The organism is Populibacterium corticicola (genome assembly GCF_042683685.1).
Classification (GTDB): domain Bacteria; phylum Actinomycetota; class Actinomycetes; order Actinomycetales; family Cellulomonadaceae; genus Timonella; species Timonella corticicola.
The window spans coordinates 193299-208754 of record NZ_JBHUOP010000003.1; the positions used below are offsets into that span (position 1 = coordinate 193299).

Below are 15456 nucleotides of genomic sequence, written 5' to 3' on the forward strand. Positions count from 1 at the left end.
TCATGGAAAACACGCCAACTCTCGTGGTGACTCCACCCGACACAGAAGAACACAACAGAGGACTCGTGTACGAGACCGCCGAGATACTCGACATCTCCTACCCGACATCCACGCTGGCCCGCCTCTCGGCCAAGCTCTTGACCAGCGGGGAGGACAATGGATGGCAGCGCCCGAACGTTTCCTTCCGGATCTGCCTCGGCCCAGAGTTCAGCGAGGCGACCCGCATCTACACCGTGCGGGACTTCGACCCCGCGACCCACGTGTTGACCATCGATGTGGTGATCCACGGGGAAACAAGCCCGATGATGCTATGGGTGAAGACCCTTTCTCCGGGTTCACAGTTCAAGCTCATCGGCCCGCGCCCTCACTTCATCCTGCCAGAGGTGGGCGACCACAAGGTCGCGATCTTCGCTGACGAGACCGCGATTCCCGCACTGTATTCCATCCTCGACAACTATTCCGGTGGGCTTCAGGGCACCGTGTGGGTCACTGCCCGCGATGAACTGGTGTTCAACGAACTGCCGCGCCTCGACGGGCTGAACTACGAGTACCTGCCCACTCCAGCCGATCACGGTCATGTGCTGGCCCAGGCTGCGGTCGCGCTGGAGAAACCGGAAGATCACGTGGTGTGGGCGGCTGGCGAACGCGATGAGATGCGGACGATCCGCCGCCATTTCCGTCAGACGGTCGGGTTGGCCAAAGACGATGTGGCCGTGTTCGGTTACTGGAAGAAGGGCATGAGTAACACGGAGATCGACTTCCACCGCAAGGCCAACTACTTGGCCCTGATTTCCGAGGGCAAGTCGATGGAGGACATCGACGATCTGGCGATCGACATGTAGTTGGATTGCCGACGAGTTGTCCCATCGAGTTCATCGGCCCGCTTCTCTGCACCCCAGCACATACTTTTCCCCGCCACAACCGTACCTAGAATCGGGCTGGCTGACCCGCACGGTCCTGTTACTCAGAAATGCCACGAGCCGCCAAAGGAAACAGCGGGGGTGGTTGCCAGATCTACAGATCTGGCAACCACCCCGTTGAGTTACCACACACACGCTAGCGCGCTATGGTCTTAGTTCTCTTCGAGGTCACCGACTTGTTGGAGTAACCCGACTTCTTCACGCTGACCTTGACGCTGATCTTCTTACCCACGTCAGCCCTCTTGACCTTGTAACTCGCCTTGGTCGCACCCTTAATGGCCTTACCGTTACGCAACCACTGGTAGGACACCTTCGAAGCCTTCGGCTTAACAGTGACCTTGACCTTAAGAGTCTTACCCACCTTCGCCGTACCAGTGACCTTCGTAGTGACCTTAGCGAACTTAGCCTTGGCCACCTTGGCCGTAGCCTTCGACGTCACCGACTTCGTCGCATAGCCACTCTTCGACGCAGTTGCCTTTACGGTGAGCTTCTTACCGGCATCAGCGGCCACCACCTTGTACTTGGACTTCGTCGCGCCCTTGATGGCCTTACCGTTACGCAGCCACTGGTAAGAGACCTTGTCCGCCTTGGGCGAGAACGTCGCCTTAGCCGTCAACGTCTTAGCGACCTGAGCCTTACCCGACACCGTCACAGAAGACTTGGTGAACGCCTTAACCGCTGCCTTAGCCACTGAAACCTGCGTGGACGTCACGGTCTTAGCGGTGTAGCCACTCTTCGAGGCGGTCACCTTCACGCTGAGTTTCTTACCAGCATCACCGGCCGCAACCACGTACGTGGACCTAGTCGCACCAGCGACAGCCTTGCCATCTACCAGCCACTGGTAGGAGAACTTATCCGCCGTGGGTGTAGCAGTCGCCTTAGCCGTCAGGGTCGAACCCACCTTGGCGTTACCGGAGATGGTGACAGCCACCGAGGTGAAGTCCTTGACCGGTGCTACCGGCACGGCAATGGTTACCGACTCTGAGGCCCTAGATGCTTCTGAGGAGCCAATTGCATTGATCGCCGCTACAGTCGCCGTCCAGGTTCCAGCGGGCACATCAGCGAACATAGCTGAGTTTGCATCCGCCACGATTTCCTGGGTGATTGAGGCACCCGAAGCAGGGGTAAGGGTAACCGTGTAACCGGTGATCACTGAACCGCCGTCAGTAGGTGCCAGCCAGGTCACCGACACAGTGGAACCGTCCACGGTGATGCCCGGTCGTATCGGCGCGGCAGGAACAGTCGGGTCCGGCGTATTGTCTGCTTCCACGGCGAGCGTCACCGCCGGAGACGGGCCGTAAGCGACCTGCCCGGTGGGCTTAAAGATCGACACCCGGTACTGCGCACCGTCATCCGCAGTCCTCGCCGGGAACGACAATTCCGCACTGCTCTCACCGGTGATCACTGTCCACTCCTCTGCGCCAGCCGCCAGGCGCTCCCAGCGATGCTCGGTCAGGATCGTCTGGCCGTTCGACGGCAAGGTACGGGTCAGCGTCACCTCATCGCCTACGGTGACCGCCTCAGCAGGGCCGGCGATCGTCGGCTGCTGACGCGCCGCACCGCCATGATCGTCGACATGGATAGTCAGAGGACCCGCAACCATCGGCTCATGGGTGTTGTCGGCCAAACGTAGCGTCGCACGGACCTCGACGCCATCCATGGCCTGCTCCGCCTTGATCTGCTGCCCTAGTCGCGGCATGCCGGGGAACGGCTGCCAGGTGCCTCCCGGCCACTTCCATTCCCATTCGACGGTGTCGTCCTCGCTAAGTGCGGGGTCTATGGAAGCACGCAGGTCGACGTTGTCGTTCTGGTGGTAGTGCTCTGACACCGGCGGAAACTGGAAGATTTGCCCTGCGGTATCTGTGACGTTGATCCGCGCGCTCGCACTCGAAGAGCCGTTGAAGTTCGGTCTACTGATCGTGAGGTAGAGCCTGCTGCCGTTGTCCGCGGCGGTCAGTTCGCGAACCACGGGTGGAGGTGTACCGAGCCCTGCATCGAGCACGATGAATGTGTTGTCTGGGGCGTACCAACGCCATTCGTACGACACGTCGTCCACACCATCCCGCAGAGGGAAGTAGCGGCCCGTCGCGGTCAAGGTCTGCCCCGCACGATACAGGCTCTGCACATTTTCGACATGTGCCTCATAGAACCCCACGTTTGCGGTCACAGCACTCGACTGGCGGATTCCGATCCCGTCCTTGACAACACGGACCGCGAAACTGAAGGTTCCCGTGTTCCGCACATGAAAGCTGGCTTGTTCGGCACTCTCCGTGACGTTTGCGAACCGGGTGTTTGCGGCTACGGGCGACCAGCGGGAGCTGGACGTCCGGAACACGAGTTGCGCGGACTCGCCCTCGGCGAGTTGAACCGGCGGATAATCCAGAACCATCCGATCACCGTTGTACATCGGCAACGGCGTGGCGGCACCGATCACCGGCGTTGGCAACGCAACAGCACTCGAGGTCACGACAAGGGGAACCCAGCCGGTAGTGGCGATTGCTGTGGAACCCTGGCGTACCTGTGCGCTGATCTCGTACCCGTCGTCGGCGATGTCGAGGACGGTGGAGTAGGTCGAGCTTGGCGCGGTTGTCAAGGTTAGGCCGTTGGCGCTGTCGGAACCGATCGGGCGGATTCGCCACCGGACCTGCTCCCCTTCACCGAGTGTGTATCCCGTAAGCGTCACCATCAGCATGTCACCCGGCGAGTAGGACTCCTGGATGCCTGCGATTGAGAACGGCACACCTTCGGCGTTCATCACGGTAACCGTCACCGCGTCGGAAATGGAGGCGGAGGCGTGGTTGGCGATCTTCGGGACGAAGTGAGCGGTGATGCTGTGGGTGCCGATGCCGAGGCCCGTGGTCTCCAGCTCGGCCTCACCGTTCTCGACCTCGTCATGGCCGAGCACGGTGGTCCCGTTGCGGAACTCGACGTAGCCCTCGGCGCTGGCAGGGGTGACGGTCGCGTGGAACTTGATCGGGGTCCCCTCGGTCACGGTCGATTCGCCTTCAATGTGCAGGGCGGTGCTGGTCGTGGCCTGCTCGGCGAGAGGACCGGTGACGAAGGTGTAGGTCTTCGTGTCCAACACCGCTGCGCCCTCTGCGGTGGTCGCAGAAGCAGTCACGGTGAACTGGTAGGTGCCCGCAGCGGTGAAGGCCCAGTTCGCGTGCATATGCGTGCCAATCGGCCGGGAGAACGACTTCACGTTCTCGTCGGAGGACCACAGGCGCTCCTGCACGCCGCCAAAGGAATCGCTGGTCCACACCTCAACGTCGCCGGGTCCAGTGATGCTGTCTAGGGTGAAAGTGATGTTGCTGTTCAGCACTCCGGTCGGAACGGACTCGGTGGAGAACCCGGGCCACACCACGCCGTCTTTGCGGGCCTGCGGGGCCAGCCACACCGTGGAGCCAGCCTCTGCGACATGCTCCTGACCAGCCGGCCAGGAGTCGTCGCGGGCCAGATCGTTCAGGTGCACCAGTATGCCCTCGGCAGGAAAACGGACCCCGAGGTCCCCGTCGATGTCGGCCTTCGCTCCGAGGTTGAAGTCACCCTCGTCCCAGAACGTGGCAATAGTGTCGGAGTGCTCGGTCTCCAGCACCCGATATTCGCGGGGAGTTGGCGCTGAGCCTTCATTAGCATGTGCTGTCTGAGGACTGAGGAACACCCCACTGGCCGCAACGGCCAGCGCTGTCAACACAGCGCTCAATTTTGTGAATACCGGACCCTTTGAGGCGAGTCTCGCTCGGGGTATATGTACCACCCGCGATGCGGGTTTTGTCTGCGTCAACGCAACTCCTTATCAAAACGATAATGATTATCGTTCTTGATAATAGCACTGTGCGCTCACCGTAAAACACGCTGCGGCGATTGCTGGAAATCGACTCACATAGGCCACGATTTTTCACGCCTACCCCGTGAAACCGCTTGCTTACCCTTGACGACGATTCCGCAGGCAATGTGGTCAACTTGTGCGGGGCCGCCATCCGCACTTCCCGACAAGTTGGCTGGGACCGCAGATGGATCGCAGTTGCCGCCGACTCGTCGGCAATCACGAAAAAGCAGCGTTCCCCGCTGCTACTGGCCCTCCGCAAGCAGCCGGTACCGATCAGCAACCTCAGCAACACGATTGTTGTACTCAATCGAGTGGTTGTACGCCGTCACCGCACTGATCCAGTTCCCCGGCACGCTCAAATCCCCGCCAGCAAAGCAGAGATACCGAGCAGCAGCCAGCACCGCATCGTCAATCTGCTGTGGATCACGTACCCCATCACCGTTACCATCGGCGGCCCACTGAGACCAGGTAGCCGGGATAAACTGCATCGGACCAACCGCACGATCCCACTCTGGATCATCATCGAGAACACCACCGTCGGTATCCCTGATGCGGGCCACGCCCTCGCCGGACAATGCCACTCCAATGATCCTCACGCGCGGGTGTCCATCGGGCAGTAGGACATTGCCATCGATGCCGCCATGATGCGACTCGACCTCGCCAATCGCGGCCAAGGTGTTCCACCCGATGCCACAGGACGGGTTCTCCTCCGCCAGCCAAAGCGCTGCGCCGGCATATGCATGCATCGCGCGAGACGGGACACCGGTCACTGTGGAGACTCGATCAACCCACCCCTGGTCCGCACGCTCTGCCACCGGAGTTACCTCGCCAACAGGTTCAGATAGATCCTCTACGACATCAATCTCCTCCGCCGCAGATGCCACCTCATCCGATGGCGGATTCCTGTAAGCATCAACATCAACCTCTAGCCGCACTCCCGCGTCATCAACCGGGCTAGAATCGCGCCCCGTAGACCAAAACCACAGTAACGAGGCAAAGGATATGAGGCCGATCAGCCCAAGCCACATCCACCAACTGTGCCTAAGATGTCGATGCGTCTCGGGCACAGCCGGTAGATTACCTAGGGGCATCCGTCCCGTCACGCTGCAACTGCGCCAAGACTCAGCCGTTGATTCTTTCCTAGACGAAAGCCGGTGTAAGTAGTCGCCACCATCACCGCCACGACTCCCACCCCAATGACAATCCAGACATACAGAGGAAGAGCCGCAAGCGATTGTTCAAGAGATTCTGGGCCCAAAGCAATCGCTCCTGCGTCCTCGTCACCTTGCACGTTAGAACCGCCGCGAGACGCGGTCTGTGTCCCCAAGGCGGACACGGCATCCGCTTGATCTGCCGCCACGGCGTCCAGCGCCTGATCAAGATCCTCCTCCGCCTGGTCAGCAGCCAAAGCAGTCTTGGCTCTTTCCGCCACCTGAGCGTTGACCTTACGCGCAGTGTCCCGGTCAACAGGCTTCGCGCCACAGAAGACATCGCCCAATGGAACATCGCCGACCTGGAAAACATAGGTGTGACTGGCCGTCCGTACATTAGCCCCCGTGTCGGGATTAGTCAGGACAGCATGCGCAGTTAACTCGTAGATGCCCTTCTTCGAGAACACCCATTGAGCATGGGTATGTGCCGGGACCGCCTGACGAATAACGCCGGGCAAACTAGTGCGGCCCCCATCAAGCACCGACAACAGCTCACCGAATGAACCTTGGCTGTGGATATGCACCGTACCCGGCCCCGCCACCTTGGTGACATGAATACCCACGTTCGTGTATCCGCCACTCTTCGTGTTGTTGGTGTCCCAGCCCGGCCATACCAGTGCGGGATCCTGGGTCAACGGCAGCACGTATCCACGAGGAGCCCCCGGCATGCCGCTGGCCACCGCCTGATTCGCGGACTCCTTGACCTTCATCAGAACAGTCTCCGGAGCGCGTAGAACGTGATAGCCGGTCACGTCCTCCATCAATTGCATGACAGCCTCACCACCAGCTTCGGACACGTAGAAGGCGTCAATGTGTCCGTGATCCAACGTGACCGCCGGCTCACAGGTGTCCTGTGTTTTCCCTGAGGTCTTCTTCTTGGTTGTCTTCTTGGGTTTTTGCTTCGAGGTAGAATCTGTGTCCGGCTTTGGCGTTGTACCTGGTTTCGGGGTTGGAGTTGGCGTGGGTGTTGGGGTTGGCGTGGGTGTTGGGGTCGGCTGGGGGGAAGTTCCTGCACCAACCTTAAGACTGTCCCATCCCAGCACTGTGCCCTCCGGACTACGCACCACAAACTGATAATCACCAGCAGGAACGCTCTCAGACAGAGTTAATGCGAAACGTCCCGACAAGTCGGCCCGATGCCATCCCTGCCACACAGAGTTCTTTCCGAGCAGCCACACCGAAACCCACTTACCGAAATGGTCTGCGTTGCTGAGGGAAACCGAGACTGGATCCAGTGGTAGCGCCGGACTACGTTCGACCACCACCTTCACGCCGTCCCCTTGAACACGACCGCTTAACTGACTCGATGTCGGAGCGGTCACATCATCATGGCTAGGCTTCGGGGCAGATTCGCCCGCGATTGTCACCTCCACCGGGCTTGAGGTAGATCCCTTGAAATCAGTGATCCATCTCGGTACGAACTGAGCAGAAAGACTGTACGTGCCTGGTGGCAACTGATCGAGCGGGAAGTCTGCTATCTGGCCGGCTGCGACCGGAACATGCCCAAGAATCGCACCCGTGCTTCGATCCACAAACTGCATTGCCCCAGCAGCCTCAGCAGGAGTCACCGAAGCCCGCAGGCTTGGGGCATCCGTACCCGGAACAAGCGCTACGCTGGATGCAGTCTCCTGCTGATGTTGGGCCAGATCACCAACCACGAACACGTAATCATTGCGGGCACGTTGGGTCTTGCCATTCACGACCGCCTCAACCTCAAATGTCAGCCGATACGTTCCAGCTGCGGAGAAAGCCCAGTTCACATGCACATGCTGTGGCACATCTAGTTTCCAGTCAGGCATTGATTCGCGTGAACTGAAAAGGCGGATTGGTTGAGCGCCACTCTGAAGGTAGAGTTCAACGTTGCCAGGCCCCTCTGCCTCGAGCATTCTCACTGAAACGCTATTGTCTTTGAGTCGCCCCCGCAGATTTGGGTCCTCGGTGCTAAAACCAGGCCAAATCAGATTGTAATCCTGCGTTTGCGGGGCAAGCCACAGCGCAGCACCAGGGCTACCCAGGAACGAATAGGCAGGCAAGTTTGGCACCGATATTTTTGCCGCAGAACTCAGATGGAAGATAGTCTCCTCGGTGACCAATCTGTGTCCCAATTCGATGGAACCATCACCGTCTGCGTCAATATCCGCTTTGGTTTGCAGGTTAAGAACGCCGTCATCCAGATACACCGAAACAGCGTCAGTGTGAACATTTTCGAGCACCCGCTTCTCACGAGGCAGTGGGGCCGGTCCTGGTTTGGGGTCCGTGTTGGCAGTTTTCACTGTCGTAGAGGCTCGTGCTGGCATCGTGGTTGTCATCGTTACCAGCGGCTTAGCCAGCGCTCCGGCATCGCCGGACGCAGGGCTGATCCCAACGGCAACGCTCCCCCAACCCAGAAGTAACGCGATCAAGGCCGACAGCCCTTGAGCTCCCCGTGCTTTTCTCGGGGCAGTCCTTGTGAACATCATGTAAGTGCTCCTTCGGTAACTGGTTCGCCTGGTTCGGCGGCATGAGCGGCCTGCTGGTTGTTCGAAGTATTCGCGGCTTCAACCACATTCCAGTCAAACGGGTCTTCACTGTCCTGTTCAGTGACGTGAGGTGGCTGTTTCCGCCACAGCCGAGCGGCCACACCGTGCTTTGGGGCACATAGCCAAGCCAGGAGGAACAATGCCGTGGCAACCAAGACGATGGTTCCGCCCGCGGGAGTGTTCAGACTCCAAGAGAAGTACAGGCCGAGTAGCGCTGAAACACCGCCCACTACTGGGGCAATCAGCATCATCGTCACCAGTTTGTCGGTGAGTAGCCGGGCAGTGGCAGCCGGTGCAATAAGCAGAGCCAGCACCAGCACATTACCGATGGTTTGGGTGGACACAACCACCGCGATTGCCACCATTATGTAGAGCAGGAGATCCAGCCAGAATACCGGCAGGCCCATAGCCCGGGCCGTCTCTCGGTCCAGCGTGATCGCCACGAGTTCCTTACGCACCAGCAACAACACACTGACCAACACGACACCGGTGACGGCAACAACGTAGATGTCAGAGGTGGGAATGCCGGTAATTGATCCGAACAAGAACTGTTGCAGGGAGCCCGCATATCCTGGTGCTCGCGAAATAATGACGATGCCCAGTGCAAAGGCCGCGACAAAGAAGATACCGATAATGGAGTCTTCCTTGACCCGTCGATTCTGAGAGAAGATGGCCACCAGAATCGCCGTCGCGACCCCAGCGACCGCGCCGCCCAGCACCAAGTTCCCACCCAAGACGAATGCTGTGGCAAGCCCTGGAAACACCGCATGAGCCACGGCGTCACCGATGAACGCCATACCGCGCAATACCACAAAGCACCCAATCACCCCGGAGATAATGCTCGACATAAGGGCCACAGCGAGAGCCTTGGGAAGGAACGCCAAATCGGGGTTCATCAGATCCGAAATAAAGTCCAATGGAGTAAGCATCGACTTCACACACCTACAGCTTCTAGTAGAGGAGAGTTGTCACTGACCCGGAAAGTTTCCTGCCAGATGCGCCGCTGTGCGGTCTGCTGCGGGGTGCCATCAGCAATGACTCGGCGGTTGATAAAGCACAGGCGAGAGCAATCATGCACGGCACCAGCCAGATCATGAGTGGTCATAATGATTGCTTTACCCTCATCTGCTAGTTCCTTGAACAGGTCCGTCAACAGTTCCTGAGTGGGCATGTCCAAGCCAGTGAACGGTTCGTCGAGGAGGAGCAGACTGGGTTGCAGCGCTAGCGCCCGTGCCACGAGCACTCGCTGGCGCTGTCCCCCGGAGAGTTCGCTGATGGGACGGGAGCGAAGATCAGCCATCTTTACCCGAGCGATCGCCTGCCCAGCAGCTTCATAGTCTGGAACACTGGCACCCTTCAGCCAGCCGATTCGCGAGATTCTTCCGCTGAGCACCACCTCTTCAACCGAGATGGGGAAGTCCCATGCGAACTCATGGCGCTGAGGGACGTACCCGATCAAGCCCCGTTCCCTGGCTTTGGAGCGGCCGTTGATGATGGCTTTTCCCGATGCGAGGGGAACCAACCCAAGGATCGATCGCAGCAACGTTGTCTTTCCGGCACCGTTTGGCCCAAGCAGCCCCACGAACTCGCCGCCATGGACCTCAAGATTGACCTGATTGAGCACGATCCGACCGCCAAGGCGGACGCTGACACCTTGCACGCTGAGCACACTCATGATTCGCTTTTCCGTTCTTCGGTCGCCTTTGAAGGCACAGCAGAATCCTGCGCGGCGAGGGCCCGTTCCAGCGCCGCCTGGTTGACTTTTCGATTGCTCAGGGAAATCAGCGTGCCGGAGATGATAAGGACCACAACCACCACACCGGCGACAATCCAGATGATCGACTCGGTAAGCGGGTTGTTCTGCGTCGTAGCGTCGTTCGACGCGTTTCGTGTTTGATCAGGCTGTTCGGCGTTGCCTTCAACGGAACTGGCGCTCGGCTGCGGGCTTGTTCCGGTCTGTTCCACCGGACCGAAGGCCGTTTGCGGGTCGGTGTCGTTGCCCACTGCAATCCGCAGTACGTCTGTGGATACTGCCTGAGTGCCATCGGTTAGAGTCGCGCTTGCTTCGAAGTTGATGAAGTAGACCCCTGGCGCATCGAAGACCCAGTTGGCGTGGGTGTGGGTGTTCAGTTCAATCCACACGTCCTGCGGTAGTTGTTCCCGCGTGGTCCACAGTGGCTTCGGTTCGCTGAAGTTTCCGCCCTGAAGGTACACGGTGACGTCCCCTGGTCCCTCAACATCGAGCATCCGGAGTGTGACGCCGCCGCTCACCGAGGACAGCACACCCGGTTCCTGGGTGTTCCAGCCAGCCCAGATGACCCCATTCCTCTCGACTTGCGGGATGACCCACACCTGTTTGCCCGGGGTGATTCCCAGAAAAGAGAAGCTTGGGTTGTCCGGGACTTCCAGGATCGACTGGTCGCTGACCTTCAAGACCACGTCCTCAAGGTTGCGCCAGTAGCGCGGCTCAGACGTGTCATCGTGAATTTGCAGCCGCCACTCTCCGGTGTTCAGGGTTGGACCCATGTCGACGTGCCCTGCGTCGAGGACCACCTGACCCGTGCCTTGAGCCTGATTGGGGTCGATCAACTGGTCGAGATCATCATCGGTGGCCGCAGCAGCATGCGGCGCCAACAGAAGAAGTATCCCGAGGCTGGCCAGTCCACTGCGGATCAACCGTCTTGTATTGATTGCTTTCACTGTTGGTCTCCTTCTGGGGCTGTGGGGCCTTCGGTGAGGCAGGATGTCAACGACTGCGCATTGAAGCGCATCATGTCGACGTAGGTACGCACCTCAGGGGTGAATGCGTCCCCGTAGATCGGGCACACGGCGACGCCCTGTTCGCGCGCCACTTCAACGAGGGTCGACGAACGGCTCGCAAGATTGGGTTCGAGGAACACCGCGGGGACCTCAAGGTCGCGGATCGTCTGGGTAAGTCGTTTACGCTCCGCGATGGACGGTTCGCTCGCTGGATTCGGTGTCACAAAGCCCGCCACAGTCATCCCGTAGGCGTGCGCGAAGTACCCGAACGCATCGTGCGTTGTCACCAGGATTCTTCGCCCCTGTGGGATCGTGTCGATCGTGCGTTGGATCTCGGTGTCCAGGGCTTCAAGCTCAGCGAGATAGGTTTTCGTGTTGGCCGTGTATTCCGCGGCATTTTTCGGGTCGACCTCTATGAGGGTGTCCCGAATGATCTCCGCGTAGACCATCGCGTTGCCCACGTCCTGCCACAGATGCGGATCGATGTCACCGTGCACGTGTTTTCCCAGCACTGCTTGCGGGAGTTGGTAGACCTGCGTCCCGGCTCTGCCAAGGAAGCGGAATGTGGGGTCGCTGGGGAGTTGGTGCAGCGCCTTTGTGGGCACTTCGACGACGACCTTGTTGAGGTCTAGGTAGTCGCGGTGACGTTCTTGGGTTCCAGAGTGCTCATGATCGAGGAGCAGTTGGAACTTCTGTTCGTCGAGATTCACCGTGATGTCCGAATGTCCGGCGTTCAGCACGAATGGGTCGCTGACGTTGGGAGTGTCATACGGATCTACGCCAACCGCAAAGTGCACTGTTCCCTGCGCCACCGCGCTCCCCTCAGTGTCCTCGTCGTCTAGGTGGAAGTCCGCACGAAGATCCAACTCGTAATAGCCGGGTTCGGTGAATGCCCAACTCAAGTGGGTGTGTGCATCGGTTGGCAGGGTGGCCACGTCAGTTTCATCGAAGCCGTCAACCGAGTCAAAGTAATGGGCCACCTCACCGAAGGTTCCGGTCAGATATGCCGCGAGACGGCCTGGTCCGCGTAGGTTTGTCGCGGTGACTGCCACGTGTGAGGCACGGGTTCCGCCTCTGTTGGACGCATCACCCTGCACCCGCAACCCAAGCCAGGCAGTGTCCAGGGAGATGTCCTCCACCAGTGGGATGATCTCAGCGGCATACTTGACTGCGGCCTCCGCCAACGCGATGTTCGGTACATCGGTTCGCAGGTTGGTATCGAGGCTTTTAATCAGGTTCTGTTCCTCGAGCATGAGGTAGTTCGAGAACGCGAGATCGGCATAGACGATATTGCGGATATCGCGGAGATTGGGTTCGTAGGAGTGTGGGTCTGCATTCTCGGGAACCAGGGAGATGACGTTGACCAGGTCACCGCCAACATTGCGTACCAGGTCGGCGATGATGCCGGTGGTGGTGAGCACCTGAATCGGTGGGTCATCGTGAGTTCCACGGGCGGCGAATTCAGCGTGGTGGCCAACATGGGTTGGCGCAGCGCACGCCCCCAGTGCGAAAAATGCGGCGAGGGCGAGCGCCGTGCGGCCTGTGCGCCACTTAGTTGTTACATACGTACTCATACTTTTCGCGCAGACAGTTCGGAGGAAAACACACATGTGCTTCCACCCTCTTCACAGGTCGGCGGACACCTTGTCTTTCAAGAAGATTCGTTATTGATAATAGTTACCATTATCTTCTAGCATTGGGAAGTGGTAAACATGATCCACGCCACAGGGAGACATTGAAGCCGAGACCCCCGGACTCGACCTCAAGCGTGCGGGTGCGCGATTCGTCATCGCGGGCGGATTGGCGACGAGTTGTCCCATCGAGTTCATCGGCCCACTTCTGTGCACCCCAGCACATACTTTTCACAGCCGCGACCCCTCCTGGAATCGGGTTGGCTAACCCGCATGATCCCGTCACCCAAAATGCAACGAGCAACCGAAGGAAACAACGGGGTGGTTGCCAGATCTACAGATCTGGCAACCACCCCGTTGAGTTACCACACACACGCTAGCGCGCTATGGTCTTAGTCCTCTTCGAAGTCACCGACTTGTTGGAGTAACCCGACTTCTTCACAGTGACCTTGACGCTGATCTTCTTACCCACGTCAGCCCTCTTGACCTTGTAACTCGCCTTGGTCGCACCCTTAATGGCCTTACCATTGCTCTGCCACTGGTAGGAGACCTTCGAAGCCTTCGGCTTAACAGTGACCTTGACCTTAAGAGTCTTACCCACCTTCGCCGTACCAGTGACCTTCGTAGTGACCTTAGCGAACTTAGCCTTGGCCACCTTGGCCGTAGCCTTCGACGTCACCGACTTCGTCGCATAGCCACTCTTCGACGCAGTTGCCTTTACGGTGAGCTTCTTACCGGCATCAGCGGCCACCACCTTGTACTTGGACTTCGTCGCGCCCTTGATGGCCTTACCGTTACGCAGCCACTGGTAAGAGACCTTGTCCGCCTTGGGCGAGAACGTCGCCTTAGCCGTCAGAGTCTTGGCGACCTGAGCCTTACCCGTTACCTTCACAGAAGACTTGGTGAACGCTTTGTTTGCTGCCTTGGCGACCGAAACCTGCGTGGATGTAGCGGACTTGGCGTTGTATCCCGAAGCCGACGCGGTCACCTTCACGCTGATCTTCTTACCCGCATCACCGGCTGCAACCGTGTACGTGGACTTGGTCGCACCAGCAACTGCCTTGCCGTCCACGAGCCACTGGTAGGAGACCTTGTCAGCCTGTGGCGCCGTCGTTGCCTTCGCGGTCAGGGTCGAACCCACCTTCGTGTCACCAGAGATGGTGACAGTCACGGACGTGAAGTCCTTGACCGGTGCTACTGGCACGGTAACCGTCTTAGCCGCACTGGTCTTGGTGACCGAGGCAAACCCAGTCTTGGAGGCAGTGACCGTGACGCTGACCTTCTTGCCAGCGTCACCTGCAGCGACTACGTAAGTGTCACCAGTCGCACCGGAGATTGTCTTACCGTCTACCAACCACTGATAGGAGAACCCATCCGCCGCAGGTGCAGCAGTCGCCTGAGCACTCAACGTCGAACCAACCTTCGCGTCACCCAAGACAGCTACGTCCACAGACGTGAACACCTGATCCGGGACATGGGCGAACGTCCAAGCAGTGATGGTTTCTGGCGACATGGTGAAACCAAGCGCAGCCTGCGCCGTGATCGTTGTATTCGCGCTGATGCTGTGGGCGCCGGGGGCAAGAACCTGGCCTGAAGAGGTACGGTACTCCACCCACTGCGCCGCTGGGACAGTGACGGTGTTGCCCTGCTGGGCAGGGGCGGGCGGAACCAGTTCTGTACGCTCAGCCACAACGAACGTGTAGATAGCAGTTCGTGTTGTACCGGTTTTCCCGGTGTTGTCCGTGACGTTTGCCTGGACCGTGAACTTGTAGGTACCCGACTTAGTGAACGCCCAGTTGGCGTGGGTGTGAGCCGGATAGGGCTGGGCAATTGTGTCAGGCAACTTGTACCCGCCGCTCTTGAGCAATGAGGTCACAGCCCCAAAACTTCCCTGGGACCAGAGAAAGACCTCACCCGGTCCGTCAATCTCACGAACAACAATGTCTGTGTCCGCGCCTGGAAACACGGATGCGATGGATTGTGTGTCCCATCCGGGCCAGATGAGAGTGTGGTCTTGAGTGAGTGGCAGGTAATAGACGTTGCCGCTAAGCCCCGGGACAAAACCATCAGGAATAGACGTGAGCGCACTGTCCTTCACAAACAATTCCACTGTTTCGGGTTCACGAAGCACGTGCGAGCCGGTGACATCTTCTTTGAGGGTGATCCGAACTGAGTCGTCAGCATCCAGCACCAGGTTGAAGGCGTCGATGTGGCCGTGATCGAGGGTGATCTGGTCATCCAACACCGTTGGTGCCGGTGCTGCTGTAGCGGTTGTCGCTGTCAACGCTGTGAGCGCAAGCACGGTCGCTAACGCCATACCGCGTCGGCGTATGGTCTGGTTCATTGAAGTCCTTCACAGAACATAGTTATTGATAACGATTCTCATTATTACTCAGTGATCTGGTCTGGTAAATATGACCCGCGACACAAGGAGATATCTCCCAACTGGCGTAAAGCCGGGGAGCCCTCTGGACCAGCCGCGGTCGCTCCCTTGCGCACCCTGAGGGGGGATTCCGTCCCGCGGCATGGAATCGTCTCCGACACCAGGGGCAGTTACACGCAAGGTGGAGGCTTGGAGCAGTTCAT

The 15456-nt window shown here is 59.0% G+C and carries 9 protein-coding genes; 1 reads left to right on the forward strand and 8 read right to left on the reverse strand.

Translation table 11 applies throughout. The features are described from left to right. Positions 1-2 precede the first annotated feature (2 nt). On the forward strand, positions 3-842 hold the full coding sequence (locus ACFSYH_RS07735; RefSeq protein ID WP_377466300.1) for a siderophore-interacting protein: 840 nt from the start codon (positions 3-5) through the stop codon (positions 840-842). 214 nt (positions 843-1056) lie between these two features. On the opposite strand, the gene ACFSYH_RS07740 is transcribed toward ACFSYH_RS07735, so the two are convergent. The 8 genes from ACFSYH_RS07740 to ACFSYH_RS07775 form a co-directional block, all read right to left on the reverse strand. After that, complete coding sequence (locus ACFSYH_RS07740; RefSeq protein WP_377466302.1) at positions 1057-4614, reverse strand: choice-of-anchor M domain-containing protein; 3558 nt, start codon at positions 4612-4614, stop codon at positions 1057-1059. Between the two features lie 377 nt (positions 4615-4991). Continuing rightward, the gene (locus ACFSYH_RS07745; RefSeq protein ID WP_377466303.1) at positions 4992-5777 is read right to left on the reverse strand and encodes a lytic transglycosylase domain-containing protein; all 786 of its coding nucleotides are present in this window, start codon (positions 5775-5777) and stop codon (positions 4992-4994) included. 71 nt (positions 5778-5848) lie between these two features. After that, complete coding sequence (locus ACFSYH_RS07750; RefSeq protein WP_377466305.1) at positions 5849-8419, reverse strand: choice-of-anchor M domain-containing protein; 2571 nt, start codon at positions 8417-8419, stop codon at positions 5849-5851. Beyond that, positions 8416-9408: an anchored repeat-type ABC transporter permease subunit gene (locus tag ACFSYH_RS07755; RefSeq protein WP_377466307.1), complete on the reverse strand. Its 993-nt coding sequence runs from the start codon at positions 9406-9408 to the stop codon at positions 8416-8418. The genes ACFSYH_RS07750 and ACFSYH_RS07755 overlap by 4 nt, the downstream gene beginning before the upstream one ends. A 5-nt stretch (positions 9409-9413) precedes the next feature. After that, complete coding sequence (locus ACFSYH_RS07760) at positions 9414-10154, reverse strand: anchored repeat-type ABC transporter ATP-binding subunit (protein ID WP_377466308.1); 741 nt, start codon at positions 10152-10154, stop codon at positions 9414-9416. Further along, on the reverse strand, positions 10151-11179 hold the full coding sequence (locus ACFSYH_RS07765; protein WP_377466309.1) for a choice-of-anchor M domain-containing protein: 1029 nt from the start codon (positions 11177-11179) through the stop codon (positions 10151-10153). Before ACFSYH_RS07765 ends, ACFSYH_RS07760 begins: the two co-directional genes overlap by 4 nt. Then, positions 11176-12813, reverse strand: a complete 1638-nt coding sequence (locus ACFSYH_RS07770) for an anchored repeat ABC transporter, substrate-binding protein (protein WP_377466310.1) — start codon at positions 12811-12813, stop codon at positions 11176-11178. Before ACFSYH_RS07770 ends, ACFSYH_RS07765 begins: the two co-directional genes overlap by 4 nt. 433 nt (positions 12814-13246) lie before the next feature. After that, positions 13247-15214 (reverse strand): choice-of-anchor M domain-containing protein, encoded by a 1968-nt coding sequence (locus tag ACFSYH_RS07775; RefSeq protein WP_377466312.1) that lies wholly within the window; start codon positions 15212-15214, stop codon positions 13247-13249. Positions 15215-15456: the final 242 nt, after the last annotated feature.